At 37.1% G+C, this 25,521-nt stretch carries 26 protein-coding genes, 4 tRNA genes and 1 pseudogene; 16 read left to right on the top strand and 15 right to left on the bottom strand.

What is annotated here, in order from left to right; translation table 11 throughout:
- Positions 1 to 529: 529 nt before the first annotated feature.
- Positions 530 to 1,216 (bottom strand): alpha/beta hydrolase, encoded by a 687-nt coding sequence (locus tag H0W64_04815; GenBank protein ID MBA3661021.1) that lies wholly within the window; start codon positions 1,214 to 1,216, stop codon positions 530 to 532.
- Between the two features lie 32 nt (positions 1,217 to 1,248).
- Positions 1,249 to 1,983 carry a class I SAM-dependent methyltransferase gene (locus H0W64_04810; protein ID MBA3661020.1) on the bottom strand — a complete coding sequence of 245 codons (735 nt, stop codon included), beginning with the start codon at positions 1,981 to 1,983 and terminating at the stop codon, positions 1,249 to 1,251.
- A 743-nt stretch (positions 1,984 to 2,726) separates the two neighbouring features.
- Between H0W64_04810 and H0W64_04805 the strand changes: the two genes are divergently transcribed.
- From H0W64_04805 to H0W64_04790, 4 genes and pseudogenes are all read left to right on the top strand, one after another.
- Positions 2,727 to 3,797 (top strand): DUF1016 domain-containing protein, encoded by a 1,071-nt coding sequence (locus H0W64_04805; GenBank protein MBA3661019.1) that lies wholly within the window; start codon positions 2,727 to 2,729, stop codon positions 3,795 to 3,797.
- A gap of 372 nt (positions 3,798 to 4,169) precedes the next feature.
- Positions 4,170 to 4,602: pseudogene (locus H0W64_04800) on the top strand (DUF1016 family protein).
- A 314-nt stretch (positions 4,603 to 4,916) separates the two neighbouring features.
- Positions 4,917 to 6,257: an adenylate cyclase gene (locus H0W64_04795; GenBank protein ID MBA3661018.1), complete on the top strand. Its 1,341-nt coding sequence runs from the start codon at positions 4,917 to 4,919 to the stop codon at positions 6,255 to 6,257.
- Complete coding sequence (locus tag H0W64_04790; GenBank protein MBA3661017.1) at positions 6,250 to 7,398, top strand: hypothetical protein; 1,149 nt, start codon at positions 6,250 to 6,252, stop codon at positions 7,396 to 7,398. Before H0W64_04795 ends, H0W64_04790 begins: the two co-directional genes overlap by 8 nt.
- A 105-nt stretch (positions 7,399 to 7,503) precedes the next feature.
- Here the strand turns inward: H0W64_04790 and H0W64_04785 are convergent, their stop codons facing one another.
- From H0W64_04785 to H0W64_04765, 5 genes are all read right to left on the bottom strand, one after another.
- Positions 7,504 to 8,301: an MBL fold metallo-hydrolase gene (locus H0W64_04785; protein MBA3661016.1), complete on the bottom strand. Its 798-nt coding sequence runs from the start codon at positions 8,299 to 8,301 to the stop codon at positions 7,504 to 7,506.
- Between the two features lie 34 nt (positions 8,302 to 8,335).
- On the bottom strand, positions 8,336 to 9,340 hold the full coding sequence (locus H0W64_04780) for an NAD-dependent epimerase/dehydratase family protein (protein MBA3661015.1): 1,005 nt from the start codon (positions 9,338 to 9,340) through the stop codon (positions 8,336 to 8,338).
- Positions 9,340 to 10,503 carry a hypothetical protein gene (locus H0W64_04775; protein ID MBA3661014.1) on the bottom strand — a complete coding sequence of 388 codons (1,164 nt, stop codon included), beginning with the start codon at positions 10,501 to 10,503 and terminating at the stop codon, positions 9,340 to 9,342. Before H0W64_04775 ends, H0W64_04780 begins: the two co-directional genes overlap by 1 nt.
- Complete coding sequence (locus H0W64_04770) at positions 10,493 to 11,485, bottom strand: beta-ketoacyl-ACP synthase III (GenBank protein ID MBA3661013.1); 993 nt, start codon at positions 11,483 to 11,485, stop codon at positions 10,493 to 10,495. The genes H0W64_04775 and H0W64_04770 overlap by 11 nt, the downstream gene beginning before the upstream one ends.
- 120 nt (positions 11,486 to 11,605) lie before the next feature.
- Complete coding sequence (locus tag H0W64_04765) at positions 11,606 to 12,217, bottom strand: hypothetical protein (GenBank protein ID MBA3661012.1); 612 nt, start codon at positions 12,215 to 12,217, stop codon at positions 11,606 to 11,608.
- 543 nt (positions 12,218 to 12,760) lie between these two features.
- Between H0W64_04765 and H0W64_04760 the strand changes: the two genes are divergently transcribed.
- Positions 12,761 to 12,868: a hypothetical protein gene (locus H0W64_04760; protein ID MBA3661011.1), complete on the top strand. Its 108-nt coding sequence runs from the start codon at positions 12,761 to 12,763 to the stop codon at positions 12,866 to 12,868.
- Positions 12,869 to 12,890: 22 nt separating this feature from the next.
- A complete protein-coding gene (locus H0W64_04755; protein MBA3661010.1) occupies positions 12,891 to 13,160 on the top strand; it encodes a hypothetical protein in 270 nt (89 codons plus the stop codon).
- Here H0W64_04755 and H0W64_04750 read toward each other — a convergent pair whose 3' ends face one another.
- The gene (locus H0W64_04750) at positions 13,161 to 13,826 is read right to left on the bottom strand and encodes a hypothetical protein (protein ID MBA3661009.1); all 666 of its coding nucleotides are present in this window, start codon (positions 13,824 to 13,826) and stop codon (positions 13,161 to 13,163) included.
- A 162-nt stretch (positions 13,827 to 13,988) separates the two neighbouring features.
- Here H0W64_04750 and H0W64_04745 point away from each other — a divergent pair, with 162 nt between their 5' ends.
- Positions 13,989 to 14,321, top strand: coding sequence for a hypothetical protein (locus H0W64_04745; GenBank protein MBA3661008.1), 333 nt, complete (start codon positions 13,989 to 13,991; stop codon positions 14,319 to 14,321).
- 219 nt (positions 14,322 to 14,540) lie between these two features.
- Positions 14,541 to 15,668, top strand: a complete 1,128-nt coding sequence (locus tag H0W64_04740; GenBank protein MBA3661007.1) for a site-specific integrase — start codon at positions 14,541 to 14,543, stop codon at positions 15,666 to 15,668.
- A 43-nt stretch (positions 15,669 to 15,711) separates the two neighbouring features.
- On the opposite strand, the gene H0W64_04735 is transcribed toward H0W64_04740, so the two are convergent.
- From H0W64_04735 to H0W64_04720, 4 genes are all read right to left on the bottom strand, one after another.
- Positions 15,712 to 15,784: transfer RNA gene (locus tag H0W64_04735), tRNA-Lys, on the bottom strand.
- Between the two features lie 147 nt (positions 15,785 to 15,931).
- Positions 15,932 to 16,007: transfer RNA gene (locus H0W64_04730), tRNA-His, on the bottom strand.
- A gap of 32 nt (positions 16,008 to 16,039) precedes the next feature.
- Positions 16,040 to 16,113, bottom strand: a tRNA-Arg gene (locus H0W64_04725).
- A gap of 36 nt (positions 16,114 to 16,149) precedes the next feature.
- A tRNA-Pro gene (locus H0W64_04720) sits at positions 16,150 to 16,223 on the bottom strand.
- 235 nt (positions 16,224 to 16,458) lie between these two features.
- Between H0W64_04720 and folD the strand changes: the two genes are divergently transcribed.
- From folD to H0W64_04705, 3 genes are all read left to right on the top strand, one after another.
- Positions 16,459 to 17,307 carry a bifunctional methylenetetrahydrofolate dehydrogenase/methenyltetrahydrofolate cyclohydrolase FolD gene (gene folD / locus H0W64_04715; protein MBA3661006.1) on the top strand — a complete coding sequence of 283 codons (849 nt, stop codon included), beginning with the start codon at positions 16,459 to 16,461 and terminating at the stop codon, positions 17,305 to 17,307.
- Between the two features lie 182 nt (positions 17,308 to 17,489).
- Positions 17,490 to 17,720 (top strand): hypothetical protein, encoded by a 231-nt coding sequence (locus H0W64_04710; protein ID MBA3661005.1) that lies wholly within the window; start codon positions 17,490 to 17,492, stop codon positions 17,718 to 17,720.
- 104 nt (positions 17,721 to 17,824) lie between these two features.
- Complete coding sequence (locus tag H0W64_04705) at positions 17,825 to 18,217, top strand: hypothetical protein (GenBank protein MBA3661004.1); 393 nt, start codon at positions 17,825 to 17,827, stop codon at positions 18,215 to 18,217.
- Here H0W64_04705 and rocD read toward each other — a convergent pair.
- Positions 18,209 to 19,438 (bottom strand): ornithine--oxo-acid transaminase, encoded by a 1,230-nt coding sequence (rocD, locus tag H0W64_04700; GenBank protein ID MBA3661003.1) that lies wholly within the window; start codon positions 19,436 to 19,438, stop codon positions 18,209 to 18,211. The two genes, H0W64_04705 and rocD, sit on opposite strands and share 9 nt — an antisense overlap.
- A 381-nt stretch (positions 19,439 to 19,819) precedes the next feature.
- Between rocD and rlmD the strand changes: the two genes are divergently transcribed.
- The 5 genes from rlmD to H0W64_04675 all read left to right on the top strand — a co-directional run bounded on the left by rlmD (position 19,820) and on the right by H0W64_04675 (position 24,107).
- On the top strand, positions 19,820 to 21,148 hold the full coding sequence (rlmD, locus tag H0W64_04695) for a 23S rRNA (uracil(1939)-C(5))-methyltransferase RlmD (GenBank protein MBA3661002.1): 1,329 nt from the start codon (positions 19,820 to 19,822) through the stop codon (positions 21,146 to 21,148).
- A 10-nt stretch (positions 21,149 to 21,158) separates the two neighbouring features.
- Entirely contained in the window at positions 21,159 to 21,521 is a 363-nt protein-coding gene (locus H0W64_04690; protein MBA3661001.1) for an Hpt domain-containing protein, read from the top strand.
- Between the two features lie 101 nt (positions 21,522 to 21,622).
- Entirely contained in the window at positions 21,623 to 23,098 is a 1,476-nt protein-coding gene (locus H0W64_04685) for an MFS transporter (GenBank protein MBA3661000.1), read from the top strand.
- Between the two features lie 18 nt (positions 23,099 to 23,116).
- Positions 23,117 to 23,263 (top strand): hypothetical protein, encoded by a 147-nt coding sequence (locus H0W64_04680; GenBank protein ID MBA3660999.1) that lies wholly within the window; start codon positions 23,117 to 23,119, stop codon positions 23,261 to 23,263.
- Positions 23,264 to 23,315: 52 nt separating this feature from the next.
- The gene (locus tag H0W64_04675; protein ID MBA3660998.1) at positions 23,316 to 24,107 is read left to right on the top strand and encodes a DUF4239 domain-containing protein; all 792 of its coding nucleotides are present in this window, start codon (positions 23,316 to 23,318) and stop codon (positions 24,105 to 24,107) included.
- Between the two features lie 24 nt (positions 24,108 to 24,131).
- On the opposite strand, the gene H0W64_04670 is transcribed toward H0W64_04675, so the two are convergent.
- Both H0W64_04670 and ttcA read right to left on the bottom strand, forming a co-directional pair.
- On the bottom strand, positions 24,132 to 24,719 hold the full coding sequence (locus H0W64_04670; GenBank protein ID MBA3660997.1) for a hypothetical protein: 588 nt from the start codon (positions 24,717 to 24,719) through the stop codon (positions 24,132 to 24,134).
- Entirely contained in the window at positions 24,682 to 25,515 is an 834-nt protein-coding gene (gene ttcA, locus H0W64_04665; protein ID MBA3660996.1) for a tRNA 2-thiocytidine(32) synthetase TtcA, read from the bottom strand. Before ttcA ends, H0W64_04670 begins: the two co-directional genes overlap by 38 nt.
- Positions 25,516 to 25,521: the final 6 nt, after the last annotated feature.

Genomic DNA, 25,521 nt, shown 5'->3' with positions numbered 1-25,521 from the left:
GAGGTTGGTATGGAAGCAAGGAACTTTACGACTCAAGATGTTGTAAAAGCTATGAAGGATATAAAAAAGTTAAGCTTTTAAAAGATGATGAAACGTTGGCAAAGTTTTCCGTCCTTATTTACAATCCTGAAGCATTAACCAGCGAGCATATTAAAATACTAGGTGAAGCATACTTAAAAGAGTATCCAAAAAACAGAAATTGTGTTTCGGCTTTTTTTGCGCCACATACAAATCATTGGTGTGCGAAAGAACCACAGTTTTCCGCAGGCCTGCGGAAAACTCACTAATAAAGCTGTCAAGCAAAACGTTTATGATAGAATCAAATAAATAAACAAGTATGCAGCCTCTAGTGATTGCTACAATTTTATTTATTGGCCTTCCTGTTTAAACAAACTTCCTTTGGATTTTCTTGGACTGTTTTTTCTATAACAGAGGTAAGCGGGCTACCAGAATTTTTCATTACAGTTATAAATGTTGATAAAGCTTTGCCACATATTTCATCTAAAGTTTTTGCTATTCGGATAAGTTATTAAATAGTTAACCACAAATCTACTAGAGCAGTAATAGCTTGAGGTTGCTCTAAAGGAGAATTATGACCACAGTCATGAAGAAGAGCTAATTTAGCAATTGGGATATTTTGCTTTATAAATTGGCTTTCTTTTAATGAAAAAAAACTATCTTCTTTACTATGAATAATTAATGTAGAAGCGCTAATATTGCTTAACAAACTAACTGTTTCACAACTCTTTAGAATAGCTTGATATTGATTTACATATGACTGGGGTTCCGCACTTAGTAACATTTGTTTTAATAAAGTAAGTTTGTTATCTCTATCTTGTGCGAGGTTGGTAGTGGAGAAAGTATCTTCTACAAATTTTTTGAAAATCCCAGTCTCAATTTTATAAAGTACATCTTGAATAAATGCAATAAACGATTGACTACATCGGGACCAAGTATTTATTAAAATTAATTTTTTAACGCGTTTTGGATAAGTAGAAGCAATAATTTGAGCGAGCCAACCTCCAAATGAATGTCCGCATAAATAGAATTGATCTGGTAGTGGATCTAGTATGGTTTCTATTAATACATCTCTATCATTGGATTGATTAGCTACAACGATTCGAATATCAAACTCATTTTCCAAGTGCCTTTTTTGGTGCTGCCAGATCATTTCATTTGCACCAACGCCAGGAATTAATACTAAAGTATTTTTCACGCAACAACCTTATTAGGAGGTCTACAAAGACCTTAGATTACGCCAATCTTTAAATAAATTGGCCAGGTTACTAATTTTAAATTCGATGGATCTTCCCAGGCTGCAAATAGCTCTCCTTCTCTTTCATCAACTAAATTAACTCCAAATCTTTTCTCATACTCTAGTAATCCAGGCCATGTTTTTATGTACCCTATTAGTTGGTGCAAATTCCAATCCACTTGCATACTAAAATCAGGACTCGAAATAAGCTGAAATGGAAATGGTAGGGTTTTGTAATGATCATATAAATATTGACGTTCCGCGGAAGGATTTTGTGCACTACTCATTTGCAAATAGATTTTTTTTATAACTTCATCCACTTTAGGTTCAATGACAGCTTGATTATATCCCCAGGCTGCAATAATTCCGTCAGGCTGCAAGATCCTTTTTACCTCTCGATAAAAGTCATTTAGCGGGAACCAATGAATTGCTTGCGCAATACAAATAAGCCTTGTGGTGTTTGATCGAATAGGCAATTGATCGGCGGATGATTGAACATAAGAAACATTTTTTAAGTGGGATGCTTTCAATAGCAATTCAAAAGAAAGATCAGTAGCAATAACAGTTTTAAAATATTGAGATAAGCCTAGTGAATTTTGTCCGCTACCTGCCCCGCAATCCACAACCAAGCCATTCCCTGCACACTTTTGAAGATAAGCATAAAGCTCTTTCGGATAATTAGGTCGATAATCTGTATATTGCGTCGAATTATAGGAAAATTTATTCATTCATTAAGATTCTTTTTCGGGTGTAGAGATTAACTTCAAGCGTACAGCATCCTTCCATGTTTGTTCTTGGCCTGCAAGGTAACCTAGATAATAAGCGTCTTCGGAAACCAACTGGTCAATTAGATTCTGATCTGCAAAATTATTTAGAGTAACTACAATATATTCATTTGATTCTTTGTGTCTCAATCGTACAGTTTTATTACGATTTTTTTGTTTTGTCCGAATAATTTCATAATTCTTTTTGATTTTTTCTTCACGTAAAATTGCTTCATATCGATCACAAGTAGCAAGATAGGTAATTGTGTTGTAGATGATAATTTTCTAATGGGCTTTGCGCCAGCTGATATTTAAGATCTTGATATGTGGTTGCTAAAGAATTTTACAAAACGCTAAATTCGCTTTTTGACTTACTTTGAAGCCGTGTACGCACGGCTTTTTATTGACCCCCATTTATTCACCTATATAGATTTTTTAGCAGGCACGTACATTGAAATTGCACTCCAGATGCACTCCAGGATTTTATGAGGGGTCTTTGAAACGGACATTTTTCGCTGTAAGTGTTTGATTTTATTAGTTGGGCCGTGTTGGGATCGAACCAACGACCCGCTGATTAAGAGACAGCAGCATAATCGTTAATCTATTGATTTATAATAATTTTATTATGCAGTGCGTCCGTTACGAATGCATAATACTGTACTATGATGCATAAGTGAATCACGCAAAAGTCACGCAAGGATGGATTCATGAACAAACAACTTGAGAAAAAAAATGACTCGCTACAGCTTGATCAAAACTATAAACATTTTTTAACAAACATCAAAAACCGCCTAAAAATTGCCCAAACTCGTGCTGCTATTGCGGCAAATAGTGAGCTAATTAAATTCTATTGGGAATTGGGCTGTGAATTAATAGACAAACAAAAAGCTCATAATTGGGGTGATCGATTTTTAGCACAATTCTCTCACGACATACGCCAAACTTTCCCCGAGATGCGAGGATTTTCTAAACGCAATCTTGAGCATATCCGCCGTTTTGCGACCCTATATCCTAAGATCGAATTTGCGAAACAAGCTGTTTCGCAATTACCATGGGGGCACATTGTCCGCTTGATGCAGATGGTAGAGCCTGAAAAGATCAGAGAGTGGTACGCCGTACAAGTCATTAAAAATGGCTGGTCTCGCTCAGTTTTAGAAATGCAGATTCAAAGCAACCTATATCAACGGCAAGGGATTGCTAATAACAAAATAAGTAATTTTCACGATCATTTACCACCCGAGCAATCTAATTTAGCTAATGAAATATTGAAAGACCCTTATAATTTCGATTTCTTAACTATCCAAGGCAAAGCTCATGAACGCTCAATTGAAGATGCACTCATTACGCATGTGAGAGATTTCCTACTTGAATTAGGACAAGGTTTTGCATTTGTTGGCTCTCAAGTACCCTTGACGTTTGATAATCAAGAATTTTTCATTGACTTACTTTTCTATCATCTAAACTTGCGCTCATTTGTCGTGATTGAACTCAAAGCTGGCAAGTTCAAACCAGAGCACACAGGACAGCTTGGTTTTTATCTTGCAGTAGTTGATGATCAAATGAAAAAAGAGTGTGATCAGCCAACAATCGGCATACTGTTATGCAAATCGAAGCATAAAGTTGTAGCTGAGTATGCTTTACGCAACATTAAAGCGCCCATTGGAGTTTCAGAATATACTTTATCGAAAGCATTACCCAAAGAACTTAAAACGAGATTGCCAAGCATTGCGGAAATTGAAGCTGAATTGAACGAGAAGATTGAAACAGAAAAATTATAAGATTTTTACCGAACAATTTAACGATATTTGTAATTAAAGGGTATATATAGATCAATTGTAAACGTTATTTCTAATATTAGTAACGTTAAGACCTTATATTTTGCTGTAAGCTCGACATGGTACAGCTTACCATTGCGGGATAGAGATCGCAGGCTTAACTCAAGAATACAAATTGATGATTGACTGTTATTATTATTAATTGCTTTAGTTATTTCATGAGGATTATTGGTTTTAAAGTCATGATACAATATTTACAATAGGGTCAAGAAGCCCCATTACCGTAAGCATTTGCTAAAACAAATTCCCCTTGCAAATTAGTTAAAGAGCGTAAACTGCGCCGGGTCTGTACTTGAAGCTGAAATTGAAAATCGCATGGTTAACAAAATCAAAACGGTCATGATTGGTCTAGGATACGGATTTTCCTTTATTGGCAATCAATATCGTATTGTTGCCGAAGGAAGAGAAGTATTTATTGATTTATTATTTTTTAATAGACGTTTACAAGACCTCGTGGCAATGGAAATTAAAAAAGGTAAATTTCAACCAGAGTATGCCGGAAAAAATGAATTTTTATTTAAATTTATTAGATGATTTTGTACTTGAACCGCATGAAAATCCCTCTATAGGTATAATTTTATGTTCTGAAAGAGATCGTTTCGATGTTGAATATACATTACACGGTATTAATAAGCCCATGGGCGTTTCTGAATTCCGTTTATCAAAGCAGTTGCCGAAAGAACTTTCAAATAAGTTACCCTCTGCAAAAGAATTAGAAGATGAGATATTAAAGGAACTTGGAGCTTAATTTAAGCCGGCGTTATTATTTGACTGAGTCTATCGCTTTGGTATTAGATTTTATAGACGCGTCCGCAGCGTTTCCTAATGGGGTTCATGATGATGATATATTGACGCACTCACGCAGTGTGACCAGGAGTGGGTTTAGAGAGAGCTTTTGGTTGTATAACCACATGTATTTTATTAAATAATGATGAATAATGCCGCATATATAGTATTTTTATCTCTAATATCAAGCGCTTAAAGAGTGTATAAAAAATCACAATATGATACAATTGCTCAAGTTTTAATCTTGCATATCTATAAATAAGCTTAACAAAACAAATGCGAATTTTATTAGAAATAATTAAATGGTATTTACTTACCCGCTACAAAAATTATTATTTTAATAGCAGGGAAAAACTTATCAATTGGCAAAACAAAAAAGCACAAGCAATAGCTCGTTTCGCAATAAAAAACTCAACTTTTTATAAAGAATTTTATGCAGGATTTTCTTTAACTGATTGGAAGAAATTACCTCTCTTAGATAAAAATATTTTGATGCAAAATTTTAGCGCTTTAAACACCGCAGGAATAGATTTTAATATTGCAGACGAAATTGCAATAAAAGCAGAAAAATCCAGAAACTTTAGTCCCACTCTTGGAAAATACACCGTTGGCCTTTCTTCTGGAACTTCAGGAAATAGAGGATTGTTCTTAGTGAGTGAAAACGAGCGATTAGCATGGGCAGGGGTAATTCTTGCTAAAATGTTACCTCAGACCTTGTTTTCAAAACAACATATTGCTTTTTTCTTAAGAGCCAATAGCAACATTTATACGACATTAAATAGCCGATTCATTCAATTTGATTTTTATGATTTGTTAGATAGTGTGGAATTACAAATAACGAAATTAAATCAATTTCAACCCAGCATCTTAGTTGCACCTCCTTCAATGTTAAGAATCTTAGCAGTTGCACAATCTACAAATAAATTAGCAATAAAGCCTATTCGGATTATTTCCGTCGCTGAAGTGTTAGAACCGATTGACAAGGTGTATATCGAAAAACAGTTTAAACAAACTGTACATCAAATTTATCAAGCAACCGAAGGCTTTTTAGCCGTTACTTGTAAGCAAGGCACCTTACATCTTAACGAAGATATCCTTCTTGTAGAAAAAGAATATATTGATGCAGAGAAAAGAAAATTTATCCCAGTCATTACTGACTTTTATCGCACCACACAACCCATCATTCGTTATCGACTCAATGATGTCCTTACTGAGCGTAAAGAAGCCTGTGCTTGTGGTTCACTTTATACAGCGCTAGAACAAGTTGATGGAAGGTGTGATGATCTTTTTTTTATGAAAACTATTAAGGACGGAAAATTAGAACCTATTTTTCCTGATTTTATTCGACGTGCATTGGTAACTAGCTCTCCTAATATCCTTGAATATACCGTTATTCAAAAAAACCCATCTGTATTAGAAATTAACTTACGCTGCAATAACAGCACATCGGATAAAATAAAATCCGAAATAAAAAATAATTTAACAACCCTTTGTCAGCAGCTAAATGTTATTTGTCCAGAGCTACATTTTGGAGAGTTTTCTTTACCTGAAAAAGGCAGGAAATTACGCCGAATAATAAGAAAATTCAATATCGATGAAGGCAGTATTTATGACTAGTCAAGTGACTTTTTTTGATGTTGAAACAATAGACGAGATAACATGGCCATCTGATATATCCACCTCAGAAAAAGATTATTTACTTACTGTACTAAAAAACCAACCTTTTTCTATTATTAAGAATGCAACAGCAGTTTTTTGCTTGCTTAAAATAAATAATCAGATTATTCCACTTACGATATGCGATTTTATACCTAAAAATACTTATCTTGTATCGGCATATACACAATACATCAGTTACACGATTGAGGAATTATCTGTTATAAAAAATCTATTTATCAGAAAAATAGCCGCCTTAGTTTTAAATGCGTTAGGTAAAATTTTGAATGCCGGTAAAATTGATAAATGTATCCATGTTAATAACTGGTTATTCCCTACTAATATTTATTCAACCCTTTCAAACGAACAGGTTAGAAGCATCACACAATTTTTAATAAGAAAATTTCCTCAGCACGCTATTCTCTTTCGCACTTTGAACTTTATTACTGATCTATCCACCATAAACAATTTACAAAAAAATAAGTATTTTTTGATTGGAAGCCGTCGAATTCATATGCTTTCAAAAGAAAAACTAAAAGAATTTCAGCAGCGAAAACCTACTGATTTACGTAGAGATGAAAAAATTTTACGTGATTCAGGGTATGACGTTGGGGAGGACAACTTAACTCAACAAGATATTTTCAGAATGAAAGAGCTATATGATTCCTTGTATCTTGATAAATATTCGTATTTGAACCCTCAATATTCAACAGAGTTTATCGGTTTTTTAACAAACAACTTGATGTTTAATATAAGAACGATTAAAAAGGCTAATCAAATAGATGCGTTCATTGGCTGCCTAACACGCAATAATATTACCTACGCACCACTATTTGGATACGATACAAACCAACCTGCAAAACTAGGTTTATATCGCATGTTATCGGCGATTAAAATTAACATTGCAATAGAAAATGATACAATCCTGCACTCGAGCGCTGGTGCTGGGGGATTTAAGCGTCATCGTGGTCATGTTTCAGCACCTGAGTATCATGCTGTCTATACAAAGCATTTGCCTATAGGGAGAAGAAGGGCATGGACGCTTTTAAAATGGATAGTTAATCATATTGGTATGCCATTAATTAAACGATATGACAAATAATTTTATTAAAAATAGAAATATTCTTAATAATAAAACTTGGAAATATGAAATCGAATTTGCAAACTCATTTCATCTTTATTAATTTACAAGACTATTTAGAATTTGTTATAGATGTCCTTTATTTATTTCATTCCAAACTTGCTGACAATGAGAAGGAATAATTTTTACATGGGGTGCGTTTTTATTTAAGTCATGAATATTTTTCAGAGTCTTAATATATTCTTTTTTGCCTGACATTGCTAAAAAAGAAATAGTGTGTGGAAGCACAAGATTCGAATAAGACTGACTCGTCCAGCAAGCATCTCCAATCAGAAAAACTCTTTCATTTGCTGTTATTTTCAAAAATAGTCCTATTTGTCCGTGCGCATGACCGGGCAAATCAACAGCGACCATATTATCATCACTAAAAACTTGATAACCTATTTTAAAAGGCGAATATTCTTCAGGTAGCGAAATAGAGGGCTTACTGTTTAGCAAATAGGAGCGTTGCACAAAACTGTCTGGAACAAGACCAGATAAAAAACCTGCTTTGAGTGCGGAAAAACGATTTAAGTTTTTTACAGCGTCATAAGATTCTTGTAGATAGATAAATCTGGCATTTGGAAAATCATGCAAAGAACCGATATGATCTGCATGAAAATGGGAAATAATAATATAATTTATTTCTTCTGGCATGACTCCAAATTCTTTTATCTGATATGCCGCATCAGATTTTTTATCATGCTCGACGTGAATTAACCATCGATATATACACATTGGAAATTTATTTGTTAATTCATAGAATCTATTTGAATGGCCTGTATCGAATAAAATATTGCCGTGCTGTGGATGTTGGATCAGCGCAAACATAGCGGGAAATTTAGAACAACGCCATGGCGCTGTTCTAACAGCTAACTTTTCCAAGCTAAAGCAAAAACCTGTATTGAACAATTTAAAATTAATCGCCATGGTGCCTACTCACTTTCGTTAATGAAGCCACATATCGATCTAACCCTTCTTCAATACTAACTTGTGGTTTATAACCCAATATATTTTTTGCTGCCGTTATATTTAAAGTTTGATCTTTTGCTAATAATCCTAATGTGTATCGAGTAAATGGCGGCTCTTTGTTTGAATAAAATAATTGGTAAAAATGTTCGAGCATACCTGCAACAAGATTCGCTATCTGATAATTTACAAATTTGGTTTTTAATTTAATACCAAGCCTCATGAACAACTTTTCGAGCAATTCAATAATATACATCGGCTCATCATTGGTAATATTAAATTTCTTACCAATAGCTTCATTTGGTGCATTCATACATAAAATTAACGCTTCCACTACATTATCAACATAAGTCATATCAACAAGCACCTTACCCTTTTTAAATAAAGGTAAAGACATGGACGCATGCGCTTTAATTAATCTAGGTAGAATAGCCGTATCACCTGGTCCAAATAATCCTCTTGGCCGAATAGTCATAACAGACAATCCTTGTTGATAAGCCAAATCTATTTCATTTTCAGCTAGCAGTTTTGTTTTGGCATAAGCATTAACTGATTTTAGCGGTAAAACATCTCTCTCAGAAATATTACATTTATCCGTAAAATCAAAATAAATACTTGGTGTTGATACATGAATTAAACGATTAATGTTATGCGCCATACACCCTTGCACTACATTTTGGGTACCTATTACATTCGCTGAGTAAAAATCCTGATATTTTCCCCACGGTGAAGATAATGCGCCACAGTGGAAAACATAATTTTGATTTTCACAGGCATTTATAATTTGATTATTATTTGTCAGATCACTTTTTAACACACGGAAAATACTTCCTTCGAGTTGCCTACATATTTCAAGATTTCTTCCTAAAACAGTAACCTCATACCCCATCTTTTGAAGACGGAAACTGAGCGCTTTGCCTAAAAAACCTGTTGCACCTGTTACTAGCACTTTCATTAGTCACCATTCCATTCAATATCGTGAGTGGTTGCTTCAATGAGACTGATATTTTGTTTTCGACTAATCTTAAAAAAATTGATTACAGCAAAAAGCTGCATAACGAAGGGTAGTGGATCACCCCAACGGAAAATAACGTCTTTTCCAACTAGAAAGCATTTAATCCAAGCTGAAAATTTTTTGAATGATCTAAGGTTAGGTAATATATAGACCAGCATCGCTAAGCTTAACATTGGCTGTCGCTTTGTATCTGCGCTTCTACCTATTGGAGAATTCAAAAGAAATACATTGGGAATATTTAAACTATCAGAAAATAAATGAATTCCACTTGTAGATCGAGGGTTACACTCAATAGGCCATAAACTCCTATCGTTTGCTTCGATAATATCAAATGCAATTTGACCCGTATAATTTAAGCTTTTTACAAATTGGGTAATCCAATTAAACAATACTGCATTTTCAATACGTTTAAAGCTGATGCCAGCACCATTTTCCCCTGCGGAATAATTATTTTCATAAAATACATTTGCTAGTATTTTCCCTTCATGGCAAATGCTATAAGTACAAATCAATTTTCCTGATATATAAGCTTGGGCCACCCAAGGCCTCTTTTCTGAAATATCAAGTTTTATATTTTCAGATGCGAATATAAATTTTGTTTGAGAAGCAAATCTTGAGTATGCAGGTTTTAAGACATGAGGATATGTTATTTGTTTAGCATTAATAAGTTCATTGTATTCAACCATGGATTTAACTAACATTGTTTCAGGTGTAGATATTTCTGTATTTTCTATTAACTTGTTAAAACTAAATTTATTATGCAGTAAATCTAGGTTATTAATTTTATCTACCATAACTTTGGTTAATCGACTCAACGCTTCCAGTTCACTAGAAATATAAAATATTTCTTCGCAAGTTGGGATAAGCAAATCAATATTATATTTTTGTATTAAAGACGATAGCTCATTTATGTATGCAGATTTATAATGAGCAGGACTTGGAACCAAAAAACTTTTTTTTACTGAATTAGAATAACGACACAAATGATAGTTTATAGTTTCAGCCACATAAACTTCATGCCCATAGTGCTTAAACCTTCTTGCTAAATCGAGAGTCACTGGGGCACGGCCACCCGTTAAAAGTATCTTACTTTTAGTATTCAATGATCATCCCTCCCACTGTCAATCCAGCAGCCGTACCGACTAATAATATTTTATCGCCGCGTACAATCTGCTTCTGTGTGATTGCATCATGCAATGCTAATGGGATAGAAGCAGCAACAGTGTTACCGTATTTTTTTACGGTAATAAGTAATTTTTCTTCAGGGATATCTAAATGTTTTGCAATTAACCTAAGGGCGGAGACACTCGCCTGGTGCGGTATAACTAGCTTTATATCATTCATTGACATATTAGCTGCTTCAAATAATTGCTGCACAAAATCAGGCAATATTTTTATTGATAACTTATAAACGTTACGTCCATGCATACGAAATAAATGTGGTCTACCATCTTCATCCAAGTAATGACGAGGATGAAATCGTGTTCCTCCACCTGGAATTTCAGTAAAATGCGCACCTTCACTATACGTTTCCATGTTTGCTGTAATAATTTTTGAACTTTCATGATCATTTGATTTACTAATAATTGCTGCGGCAGCACCATCACCAAATAAGGTGCAACTTTCTTTATCTTTCCAATCCAAACCGACTGAAGAAATTTCACTGGCAACAATCAACACATTTCGATAACGCCCTTGTTGAATTGCGTAAGAAAGTAAATCTAATCCTGTTAAAAAACTTAAACACGTTGAATTGACATCAAAGGATGGAATCCCTCTTGCAAGAACTCCGAATTGTTCTGAAATTAAGGCAGCTGTTGCGGGCATCGCTTGTTCGTGAGTACCGCTACTACAAATAATACAGTCAATATCTTGAATGGTGAGATTAGCATTCGTCAGCGCCTCTTTCGCCGCCGCAGCGCCCATCATTGATGCCGTTTCTTCTTCAATAAAATGACGAGTTTCGACGCCCGACACGCGCAACGTAGTGCCAATGGGAAAGCCAACTTTTTCATCTAATTGATCTGCCGTAATTAATATCTTTGGTAAGTACTTCCCTGTACCCAAAATGCGTACAGGAAGCATTGAGGATTCGTCACCTTAGCTGATTAAAATAAAGACATACTTTATCAAAAAAGCTTGGAAATGCCCATCGATAATACAAAATTATTGTTTTTCAGAGAGTTACATAAAATTTATAGCCGATTATAGACAAAAACTGCCTGCTATTCCTATTAAAATAAATCCGGTTAGGCGTTGTAGCACAGCTATCTGCCTTTGAGTTGGGGTCAGCTTTAATTTCTTAACCAAAACGGAAAAAACGAGCCACCAACTTATAATACCGAGTAAAGTACTCGCTAATAAAAATTGTTTTGCTACAAAGTCTGCGGAAACAATGGATGATGCTCCCAATAACATAAAGAAAGCTAAATACCCGATGATTCGACCAGGCGCTGAGATGGCGACAGTAAAAACAGTCAAGAACGCGCTTAGATGACTTACCAATTTATTATTGTGAATTTTTTGTGGCATACTCGGTGAGGAAATTAAAAATTTAATTCCCAAAAGAAAAAGCACTCCCGCAGCGATGAACTTATAATGACTAATTTCAGTCTTTAAGATATCGGCACCTAAACTCACCGCGCCAGTTGCAATAATTATCCAAACAATCTGCGCAACTGTATGACCTATACCAGCAATAAAACCGCTCATAACGCCATGACGCAACGAAAATTGCATTGCAGTGAGAACGCTTGAAAAAGCGCAAAACGTATAAAAAAACCCTGTGATAAAACCAATAAAGAAAATGTGAGTCATGAGCTGAAATTTACATCGTTTTGTAAAGAAGACATCCTACACTACTGTCGTCCTACCACACTATCTAAAGGAACGTTAGAGGAGTGTTTACTCGAATTTAGCTTTTAAAATGGATTCAAAAAAGATTCAGCGGATTGAATATTATTACTTACTATCAAATCTTACCATATGGTGGGCCACTCCCGCCATCCATGGCGCTCGGGCAAAGCCCGCCTCTGGGCGGCCAAAGGGCAATCCTGCCATTTTGTCGAACTTCACTTCATATAAGTTGGCCTTTTAAAAGCTTCGAAAATAAAAAACTACCGATGGCAAGGGATGCTTATAGCTTTTTTGCAATGCGCCCCTTAATGCATAATTTTCATGAGATAGCTCTATGTGAACTAGCCCCAACTTCACGGACATCTCACTAAGAGAGTAAAATTCTCTTAGTGAGCTTAATATATTTTTAAAATAGATCAATTCCACATTTATGATTCAAGGGTGTCCATGAAATTAATAGGAGATTAAATTGGCACTCTACATAAATGGGAGGATAGAGATTTATTGGTTTGGAATAATCCTACAACAATGCACTGCGCGACCTCTATTGATTCCTCAGAAGAACGTATACTGTATCGCGTTCTTAACGAGGGTGAGCTACCTGTTTCATAACTATAGCTTGGGAAATTAATTCATGAAAACAACTAAAGCAGAGCATTTTCCTTGGCTTAAAGGTAGAGAAAATCCCAATGTAAATCCAAGGTATAAAATTGTTGCTAGATCTATGTCTCTTGCGGGCGATTCAATTGTCATGTTGCACGAAGCAGGGACTGACTTTGTAATTAATTATTACATTCGTGATTTGGTGATACAAAATGAAATCATGGATCAGATGGATAAAAAAGAAGCGGATTTATTACGCTGGGTTATACAATCTGAACTAACTGATCCATTGAAAAATTAGTTAGGAATAATTCATAAAAATTTGTTTGGCAGTGCCACAAAACACAATCTGTGGATTTATTTCATCAATTAACAAATTATCGTAATCAGGATTATGTGGTTTTAAGTATCGATTTGGACCATCAACTAATAATTGAGCACAGCCCACATCATTAGTTTTCTCCCAACGGAAGATGACTATGTTTCTATGTTTGGGTGGCTGATCAGGATCAATGATAATTGTAGCGCCAGGTTCATAACGAGGCATCATGGAATCATCTTTCACAATCAGAGCAAAAGAGCGAGGACCTGTTTCAACGTTAGTCCAGGTCCATTCATCTGCGCTTTTAGCGTCGAAATTTTCAAAATGACCTGCTTGTTGCCAATCAATTAAAGGAATTTTCTTCCAGCGAGAATCTTTTTCCCCTGGCACCGGTTCGATATTAATATGACCTGTACCATAGGTTAACCATTCGACATTCACTCTTAAACGCTCTGCTATTACTGCAATTCTCATTGTATCCGGCAAAGAAATTCCTTCCAGCCACTTATTAGCAGCTTTTTGAGATACACCAAACATTTTGCCTAAAGTAACTTGCCGCCCTTTTCCTTTAGGCGGTATGCCATATAGATCAAGTGCGTGATCGAGTCTCTTAGCAAATGCAATTCTATCGTCTAATTTCGTCAAAATAATCTCACATAACAATTGACTTTTAGAACCATTGGTTCTATCTTGTCGATCATATTGTACCGATGGTCATTATACAAGTTATTCAAGAGTTGCCAACTAGTAGAAGAACCTAGGTTTATAATTTGGAAAAAATTAATCTATAGATACGGAAGATAACAAATGATTAGTCGCACGCATTTTTCTAAATCTCCGAAAGAAGAACAACCATTTACTGAAATATTTAAATTTTTAACAAATATACAATCTATCAATCCATCGTCAAATGATTTGCAAGACCGAATCCCCATAAAAAATGAAATTGAAAATGCTTTAAATGTTTTATTAATAGGGTTGCAGGACATTGCTTATATTATGTCTATAACGAAACAAGATAAGCCTGAATTAACCACCCACATTGATAATGTTGACTTTTTTAACAATACTATGATCAACCTCATCCATGCATTAAATGATCTACGTCTTTTCTTAGAATATAAAACCCAAATTAATTAGTTAGAAAGGATGTAACGTTATGGAACCTCGTCTTATTAGACTAAGAGATGCACCAGCTTATCTTGGCATGGATAGAAATAGATTTAACGAAGAAGTAAGACCAACCTTAATTGAAATCCCAATTGGAAATAATGGTGTTGCCTTTGATCGACTTGATTTAGATGCGTGGGTGAACGATCATAAGGATCGTAACGGACGTCCTGCGCAAAGGAGTAGCGTATGGGACGAAGAAAAATGCCTGGCCTTGTTAAAAAGGGCAAAACATGGCACATCGATAAAAAGATCAACGGAGTACGAATTTGCGAAAGCACAGGAACTGATCGACTCGAGGAAGCAGAAAAATATCTAACCTTAAAATTAGAAACAATTCGGCAAGCAAAAATTTTTGGAGTCAGACCAAGACGCGTTTTCAGGCAAGCAGCAACAAAATTTTTGGTAGAAAATCAACATAAAAAAAGCATTAAATCTGATAAGGAACATTTAGTTTTACTTGACTCTTTTATTGGGGAAATGCCTTTAGAAGCAATTCACATGGGTTCATTACAACATTTCATTGAGACGAGACGAAAAACAGGGGTAAAAAATCGAACCATTAATTTTGGGTTACAAATTGTGCGCCACATTTTAAATCTTGCGTCAAGCGAATGGATGGATGAATTTGGTTTAACATGGATAGTGTCTGCACCAAAAATTAAGTTATTACCTGAAAACGATGCACGTAAACCATATCCTTTAGATTGGGAAGAGCAAAATATATTATTTTCTTATTTACCCAAACATCTGCGAGATATGGCGTTATTTGCTGTGAACACAGGTTGTCGAGATAAGGAAATATGTAGGTTGAAATGGGAGTGGGAATTAACAGTACCTATTGTTGAAATTCAATCCGTATTTATTATTCCAGGTTCTTTAACAAAAAATGGTGAGGATCGATTAATAGTGCTTAATCGCACCGCACGTTTGGTTTTAGAACGACAGCGTAACAATGGTTCTTGTTTTGTTTTCACCTATAGACAAAAACCGATTACTAGAATGATGAATAGTGCGTGGAAACGTGCGCGCAAAAACTCCAATCTTTCAAATGTTCGCGTACATGATCTAAAACACACATTTGGTAGGCGATTGCGTTCTACAGGAGTGAGCTTTGAGGATAGGCAGGATTTGTTGGGTCATAAGTCCTCAAGAATAACGACTCATTATTCAACTGCTGAATTACTTAATTTATGGGAAGCAGCAAATAGAGTGTGTGATTATTATCGCAAGCCAACTCTCACACTATTACGCACTCCTAGCATTAGCAGTCACGCAAAAATCCCGAAGTCAGTTTTGATTACTAAAGGGAGCTAAAAAATGTGTTGTGTAAGCTATTGTTTTATTAAAACTTATTAGTTGGGCCGTGTTGGGATCGAACCAACGACCCGCTGATTAAGAGTCAGCTGCTCTACCAACTGAGCTAACGGCCCGGAGATGTGGTGCTTAATGGATCAGTTGCTGGTGGAGAAGATTATCGGTAGGTCCGTGGGTAACTCGTACACTCCTGTGTAAGCAAGTCAGCACGCACCTAGCCGAATTTTTATTTAGCAACTTGGTTCTTAGCTTCAAAGCTAATATGGGGTGAGCGATGGGGATCGAACCCACGACAACCGGAATCACAATCCGGGGCTCTACCGACTGAGCTACGCCCACCATATTCTGTGAATCTGCTACTCGTATTTCTTCGCGCCCGGCAGGACTCGAACCTGCCACCCTCGGCTTAGAAGGCCGATGCTCTATCCTACTGAGCTACGGGCGCTCAAATTAGCATCAAAGACTTTGCCCGTTTTTAAATTCGGGGTAGAGGGATTCGAACCCCCGACATCCTGCTCCCAAAGCAGGCGCGCTACCAGACTGCGCTATACCCCGTTAATTGCTCGTGAAAAGAGAGAGCGGATGATACTCAGCATGAGGCAGATCGTCAATGATTCTGTTGGCTTATTTTATAACCGCGATTCTTAAACGCAAGGAAAATGATTAATTAAAACAATAATAGACGCGATGCTATACGTTTTGACACGGACCTGCTGCAAGGCGATGCTATTTCTTTAAACCTGCAGAGCTCCTATGTTAAATTTGGTCTTTCGATAAAATTGAGTGAGTCATGACTGCACAAAATATTGATGGAAAAAAACTTGCGCAGTCATTGCGGACTAAAGTTGCAAACATTGTAGAAGCGAAACGACAAGCAGGTCACGCCCCGCCTGGTCTTGCGGTTATACTTGTGGGGGATGATCCTGCTTCGATGATTTATGTACGCAATAAGCGGATGGCATGTGAAGAAGTAGGCATTCAATCTTTTTATCATCACCTCTCCCCTGCGATTGAAGAAATACAATTAATCGAATTGATTGAAAGTTTAAACCATGATCCAAACGTGCATGGCATTTTATTGCAATCCCCTCTTCCGCCCCACATTGATGCAGATAAATTATTTGAACTCATTAATCCGCTCAAAGATGTTGATGGGTTTCATCCTTACAATGTCGGTCGCTTAACGCAACGTCGACCCTTATTGCGTCCCTGCACCCCCTACGGTGTCATGTTATTGCTAGATGAAATTAATCAACCGTACAAAGGTAAGCACGCAGTGATTGTCGGCGCATCTAATATCGTGGGTCGACCGATGGCACTTGAACTGCTTATTGCAGGCTCAACCGTCACGATTTGTCACCGATTTACGACCGACTTGAAATATTTTGTTGAGCAAGCTGACATCTTAGTTTCGGCGGTAGGTAAAATTAATTTGATAAAAGGCGAATGGATTAAAATCGGGTCTACAGTCATTGACGTGGGCCAGAATCGCCTGCCCAACGGCAATATCGTAGGAGATGTTGAATTTGATGTGGCCCGAGAGCGAGCTCGTTTTATAACGCCCGTACCCGGTGGCGTGGGGCCCATGACGGTTGCTGTTTTACTTTATAACACGCTGATTGCTGCTCATTACATTTGAAGATTCAGAGCCAAAAACTTCTAATGCGCCATGGGGTTTATCAGCATTGCTCGCCTGATTATGAGGGCCTTATAATAGCTCATTAATTTAACATCTTTTAATTGATTAAAATTTAAGTTATTTTGATCAAGCATAATACTAACGTTGATTGAATGGATTAATCATGCCTAGGAGGGGTTATAGTGTCACGGAACGCAAAACATTTTGCTGATCGATTGAATCACTGCTTAGATGAAACGGGTGCACCAGCCAATGTCCGAGAACGGACCGTCATTTTAAGCAAAATGCTTGATATCCCTAAGCATCAAGCATGGACGATGCTCGAGGGCAATCTCCTCCCTAACGAAGAACTTCTTACCACCATTGCAACAGAATTTGAAGTTGATCCTCTTTGGCTTTCAGGTAATAAATAAGGCGGACTTATGTCAGGCTATGTACTTCCAGTGGGGGATACAATTAAAGAGGCCTGGCATCAAACACGGGGTGCAAAAGCCACATTTTGGGGGCCCTCTTCATTATGTTCTTGGTTGTCGCGATCGCTGGAGTACTCCAAGGACTTGTCACCAAACACAACCAGGTTTTATCTTCGATTATTGGGTTGGGTTTGCAAATCGTAAGTTTTCTTTTTCAGATGGGTGCGCTTTATCTTGGCATTCGTCGTGCACAGGATTTGCCGATTAAGTCTTCCATGGTTTTTTATCCCTTTAAGTGGAACCTGTTTCTTAACTTAGTTGGCAACTATTGCTTACAAGTCCTTATTTTTTTACCCATCATCATTTTAATATTCGTCTTATTTATTCTTGGGGATCTAGCCCACACTGTTTTTTCCCAGATTTTGTTGCTCCTTCTTATGCTCCTGTATGGCGTCATTTACAAAAAATTGCTTCCCAATGTAACTCCTTTAGCTTGATTGTAACTTTGGCAAGCTTGCTGCATCAATTTGTGCAAATACTTTTTTTAGCGCGACAATAGCATGGTCAATTTCACTTTCAGTAATAATAAGCGGTGGCGCAAAACGAATAACTGTCTGATGTGTTTCCTTCGTTAGAATGCCTTCTTCTAACAACTTTAAACAAATATCATGAGCTGAGATTCCTTCGTGAATTTCTAACCCAATTAACAATCCTTTACCACGAATAGCTTTAATCAAGGGGGACTTAATTGTTTTTAATTTTTTAATGAAGTAATCACCTAGAATAGCGGCACGATCAATCAATTGTTCCTCGATTAACACATCAATGGCTGCGTGGGCTACTGCTGCTGCTAACGGATTGCCACCAAAGGTGCTGCCATGATCACCGGGTGTAAATACATCCATTACTTCTTTACGCGTTAAAAATAATGAGACTGGAAGTAAGCCACCCCCTAATGCTTTACCTAAAACAATTGCATCAGGCTTAACGCCGTCATGATCACACGCAAGTAATTTACCCGTGCGACCTAATCCGGTTTGGATTTCATCAACAATCATCAGCACATTGTTTTTTCGACAAATCGCTTCACATGCCTTTAAATAACCTGCTGGGGGTATTACAATTCCACCCTCACCTTGAATCGGTTCTACAAGAAATGCTGCCGTGTTGGGCGTTATAGCCGCTTCTAATGCTTTGGCATCACCATAGGGAATAGTTTTGAAGCCTGTCGGGAAAGAACCAAAACCAGATCGATACTGAGGTTCAGAAGACATACCGACAATACTGATGGTGCGTCCATGAAAATTACCTGAACAGGAAATAATTTCCGCTGCATTTTCAGGAACTTTTTTAATAGTATAAGCCCACTTGCGTGCGGCCTTGAGTGCCGTCTCAACAGCTTCAGCACCAGTATTCATGGGAAGGGCTTTGGCGTAACCTGTGACTTCGCACGCGCGCTTTAAAAACGGGCCGAGTTGATCGGTGTAGAAAGCACGAGAGACAATATTCAAACGCGTGGCTTGTTCTTGCAAAACGCGCACTAATTTAGGATGACAGTGTCCATGGCTTACTGCTGAATAAGCACTCATCATGTCAAGATAAGCCTTACCATGATCATCCCACACGTAAACACCTTCGCCGCGGACTAGAACAACCGGTAAAGGATGATAATTACGAGCGCCATATGTTTCTTCACAGGTAATATACGGATCAGCCATAGCACAACTCTCAAGGATAAAAAGATTACGTTACCGAAAAAGCGAGGGAAAGTACAAGGTGGAAAAGAAAAACAATTTATTAGTGCCTTCGAGAAGATCGTTGCAAAAACCCCTTTTCCAAGTTTATGGAGATCTCATCGATGCTTTAGGCCTACTCCCAATACTAAGACCGAAAGTTGGGGCACACCACATCAAAATCATATCTCCTGATTTCATCACTGAAAGGTTTTGAACTAATCCTATCGAAAGCACAAATAAATTGTCTTTCCTCTCATCTATAAGTATAGAATCTTTCAAATTTTGTACAAGTTTGTGTTTTATATTTATTGCCGCTATAGTGGCAGGCTTTATTCGACTTAAAGCCTGCCATTTGCCAACCCTATGATAAAAAAAGTAAAAATTGACCAAGAACCAGAACGGACCTTAAGTGTGACTGGGTTTAGCCATGATGGACGTGGCATCGGAGAGTGTCTCAACAAAAAAACATTTATCTTTGGCGCACTGCCTGATGAAACAGTCGTTTGCAAACTTACTAAAAAACGATCCAATTATCTTGAAGCGAAAACCATTCGGGTGGTTGAAGCGGCTAAAGAACGAGTTGAACCCATTTGCCAGCATTTTGGTTTGTGCGGTGGCTGCGTCTTACAACATATGGATACACCAACCCAACTTTCTTTAAAACAAAACACGCTATTACAACATTTGAAACACTTTGGCCAGGTGGAACCCGCAGAAGTGCTTCCGCCGTTACACGCAACCGATGAAGGATATCGTCATAAAGCGCGGTTGGGCGTGCGGTTTGTTTATAAAAAAAATAAATTGCTCATTGGTTTTCGTGAAAAAGAAAGTCGCTATCTTGCAGATATTGAAGAATGTGCTGTGTTGCATCCCCGTATTGGAAAAAATTTAGTAGCCATGTCGCAGTGTATCGATGCACTTGAGACTAAAGAAAGCATTGCTCAAATTGAAGTAGCTATGGGAGATAAAGACATTGCATTAGTAATTCGGCATTTAGCCCCTCTGACTCCTGCGGATAAAGAAAAGTTAATTGAGTTTTCTAAGATGCATCATTATCAAATTTTGCTGCAACCCAATCCCCCAGCACAACTTGAGCAACTTTGGCCGATTCAACCTGAACCACGTTTAAGTTTTTCGCTGCCTGCTTATCAACTAACCTATCAATTTCACCCGCTTGACTTTACCCAAGTCAATTTGCCTTTAAATCGGCTCATGGTTGATCAAGCCATTCACTTGCTGGACATTGTGTCGACTGATCGTGTTCTTGATTTATATTGTGGAATTGGAAACTTTACTTTACCCATTGCCCGTTACGCCCAAGAAGTTGTTGGTATTGAAGGTAGTGAAGAAATGGTGTTGCGCGGCGAAGGAAATGCAACCTTAAATCACATCAGTAACGTGAAATTTTATGCAGCTAATTTGATGAATGAATTAACAAATGCGGTATGGCTTAAGCGCTATGACAAAGTGCTTCTTGATCCACCCCGAACGGGTGCTAAAGAACTATTACCATATTTTCACCTTTTCGCGCCCAAAAGAATTGTGTATGTTTCATGTAACACAGCCACTTTAGCACGCGATGCGCAAATTCTTGTTCACGAATTAGGCTATACATTGCAACAGGCAGGAATCATGAACATGTTTCCTCATACTGCACATATCGAGGCGATGGCGGTTTTTACAAAAAAGTAGGAGAAACGCCATGGATATAACTCATCTTCCCATTATTGACTGGGACTTAGGGAAGAAGCTTGCCGGAAACAAAATGGACCTGGCGTGTGACATTCTCGATTTTTTTATGAAAGACATAGCCAATGATGTCAAAGTTATTAAACTCCTTTTTACCCAGGGCCAATATGATCATCTCTTAAGGCAAGCTCATAAGCTGCATAGCGCCTTATGCTATTGCGGCTTACCTCGTTTAAAAATGATAGTTGCGAGCCTTGAGGCTCAGCTTAAAGCCAAGATTACTACGCAATTAGCCCCGCTGATCGAGCAACTCGAGACGGAAGTGACCGTCCTATTCAACTATTACGCGCGCACTCCAAGTGCTGCGAAGCTTTGAAATACCGAACCATTTCTTAATAATAGGTCGTTAAGCTAAGGGAGATTTACATGCAATCGGTGCGTATTAAGAAAAACTTTAAACAAAAATACCAAGATGTGATGCCGCAGGGCGCTGGTGCATTATTTCTTATTCAAATCTTTTCAACCTTTGGTTTTAGTGTGCTTTATTCCACTTTAATATTGTATGCCACACAAGGTCTGCATATGAGTGACAAGCTGGCAACGAGTATTACGGGGTCATTTGTCGCACTCAATTATTTTTTACACTTGCTGGGTGGATATATTGGCGGTCGTTTCCTAAGCTATAGAGGATTATTTGCAGTAGGGATGGCTCTGCAAATTATCGGGTGTCTACTCATTTCAGTTCCTGAAAGTCATTATCTATTGTGGGGATTAGCGGCATTCTTAGGGGGAAGTGGCCTCAATATCACTTGCATTAATTGCATGGTGACACAACTGTTTGAACCGGATGATAAACGCCGTGAAGCTGCTTTTTTGTGGAATTATAGCGGGATGAACATTGGATTTTTTGTAGGCTTTTCCTTAGGGGGTTATTTTCATTTACTCCAGGCATATCAAGAGCTTTTTTTATTGAGTGCGGGTGGTAATTTAATTGCACTCATTATCACTTTTTTTAATTGGAAAACTTTAAAAGATCGTCAAACTTCTTTTAGTGATGCAGCTAAAAATAAGCAACGTAAAGCTATGTTAATCGGTGTTACTTCGATAGTTGTACTTTTTTTCTCATTGCGAATTTTATTAGAGCATACAGCACTTTGTAATCAATTAATTATTCTTATAAGCATTGCCATGTTCATTCTATTAATTGGACTTGCAACAAAACAAAAAGGTTTAGCCGCGCAAAGTAAAATGTGGGGATACATCATTCTTGCCTTGGCTGCTTTAATCTTTTGGACGTTATACCAATTAGCTCCGATGGGTTTAAATTTGTTTGTAGAAAGGAATGTTGACCGGCATTTTTTTAATTTCATTATCGCGCCCCAGTGGATACAAAATATTAATACTCTGGTTATTATTTTTGGTGGACCTTTATTAAGTATTCTTTTTTCTCATTTACGCGACCGCGGCATCACGATTAGCATTCCTTTACAGTTTTCCCTTGCGCTCGGTCTAATTGGATTATCACTTTGTGTTCTTCCGATAGGAATTCATTTTGCCAATGCGCAAGGATTTGTTAACTTTAATTGGGTTTTATTAGCCTTTATTTTGATGAGTATGGGCGAATTATTTATTGCCCCAATTGGCTATGCGATGGTGGGTCAGCTGGCACCGTTACACTTACAGGGTTTAATGATGGGAATTTGGATGATGGTCATTGGTTTCGCTGCCATATTTTCCCATTACTTTTCTAAAATGGCGCTTGGTACAATTGCCTCTACTGATCCATTGCTAACTAATCCAAGTTACAGTCATACTTTCAATTTGCTTGGATGGAGTGCGATTGGCGCAGGATTGTTATTATTTATTGCAACACCGGTCTTAACGCGTTTAACGCAAGAACGCAAAAAGACACATGTAACAACCTCCCTGTGGAAAGAAAACTTAGCGAACTAGACTAAAAGGATTGTCAATATGAATACACTAGAATTAAAGCAAAAACTGCAAGAAGTAGCTCGTATTTTACAGAATGCACAAAATCGTCCTGAAGAAGAAGACATGATTAAAGCTAGACAAATTTTAAATGAAGTATTAACGACTTTCGAAGGCGTCAGTTCTTAGGATAAGCTGGAATAGACGGCTCAATTTATTATCTATCATGGATGGACGGACTATGTTGCAGGGTATATACCAATTATCAGATTTAAATATATTTATTGGTTTAGCTTTTATTTTTATCATCATGTCTGTCCCCGTCATTTTTATTGTGCGCAGGTATGTTCCCATTGAATTACGGTATCGCGATAATCCGGTCATTGGCAATATCAGCGCTCTAATTAGTATTATTTACGGTGTGCTTGTGGGTTTAATGGCACTTTATCTTATTAACAATATTAGTTATACCGCAGATGCAGTGCAACGCGAAGCCAATGCAGTAGCCGACATTTACCGCGACACACGCTTACTCAAAGACCCCCAACGCAGCCAAATTCAAACCACTTTAAAAAATTATTTGGAGCGCGTGATTAATGTTGAATGGACGACGATGAAAAATGGGTTAGCCTTAGATGCAGTCGGTCGAACTACGATTGAAAGCATCACCGACGAGCTTGTGACTTATCCTGCTCATAGTACTGCGGAATCACTGTTACTCCACGACATGCTAGACGGCGTTAAAACACTATATGACGCACGTGAGCAACGGATTCACATGAGTCACGCACAATTAAATAGTCAAATTTGGCTCGTTATTTTAATTGGTACATTTTTAATTATCATTATTAATTATATTTATGGCATCAATTTTTATTTACACATTTTAACCGTCAGTGCGGTTGCATTAATGGCAGCCTCAGTTATCTTTTTACTTTTGACGCTAGACCGTCCCTTTCAAGGCGAATTCGGAATCCAGCCGAGTGCTTTTCAATCTGTGTTAAGCTTTATCGAAATTTATGAGAAAAATTGAATGGGCACCCCTGCGCAGTAAGGGTTAATGCGTAAGGCAAGGGCTACTATTCGATTGTGATACCTCGGTGCTGAAAAAAAAGTTTTTATCATGTACTTCTTGTGCTGCAAAAGATTTTTTATTGAAAAAATCTTGAATTATTAATTTTAGCTTTTCATTAAAAGGATATTGTTGATGAATAACTTGCATGACTAAAAGTTTATTATCGCGGGACAAATTAATTTTTAATGTACCATCTTTTCGGACCTGCATTGTCGCTGGTTCAACAGCATGGGAGATCAAAAAGTCTTGAAATTCCGCAGCGTCTTGAACGCTTTTAAATTTTAAGCGCACGCGTTCTGTTGATACAGCTTGACTAGAATGATGTCGATGAAAATTGCAGGTAAAGAAATTAAAAATATTTTTCTTTAGGATCAAATTATGAACTACTTGATTTTTCTTTTGATGTATTTGAAGTTCTAAAGCTCCCGCTAACGTGTCCTTACTTCTTAACATTAAAATAAAATGTTCTGCCTTAATATCTTCTTGCTTCTTTTTACTAAGCAAATGATCAATATTATGCGTTGTCTCTGTTTCAGATGTTAGACCATACATTTCCCAATAACTGCTCATTGACACTTTCCTCGTTTTCATCTCTTTGTTTTTCAAGGTTATTAAAATCCCAAAAATTTTTATCCATTAACTGACTTGGTTTGATGCTGGTAAGTGCATGAAGTATATTACTCGGAACCTTGGGGTTTTCTAAAGCAAGTTGATCAATTAAAACTTTAATTTTTTTACGCATTAAATTTTCTTGTGAACCACAAAGATTACAGGGAATAATAGGAAAGCCCATTTTTTCAGCAAAAGCGGCAATATCTTTTTCTTGGCAAAATGCTAACGGCCTTATAACAATATGCTTTTTATTATCACTTAATAATTTTGGGGGCATGGAACGAATTTCACCATTATATAGAATTGACATGAGCAAAGTTCTAATCAAATCATCTCGATGGTGTCCCAATGCAATTTTATTATAACCTTCTGCTTCTGCATAACGATAAATAATCCCCCTCCGTAAGCGTGAACATAAAGAACAGTAGGTTTGACCTTCGGGAATTTTTTCTTTTACAATCGAATAAGTATCTTTGTGTAAAATGACGTGTTTGATGGCGTGATTTTTTAACCATGCTCTTAAGTCATCATCTTTCCAGCCCGGTTGAGCTTGGTCGAGGGTGAAAGCAAATAGTTCAAAATTAATTTTTGCGCGTTGTTGCAGTAACTGTAAAATTCTAACGAGCGTAAATGAATCTTTTCCGCCAGACAAACCTACCATCACACGATCACCGTGCTGAATCATGTTAAAATCGGCAATGGCTTTACCGGTATAATGTAATAATTTTTTTTCTAGCTCTGCTAACGAGGCCATGGATTA

The organism is Gammaproteobacteria bacterium (assembly GCA_013816845.1).
In the GTDB taxonomy this organism is placed as follows: domain Bacteria; phylum Pseudomonadota; class Gammaproteobacteria; order DSM-16500; family DSM-16500; genus Aquicella.
The sequence above is the reverse complement of the archived record's forward strand: the minus strand, read 5'-3'. Positions and strand labels throughout refer to the sequence as shown.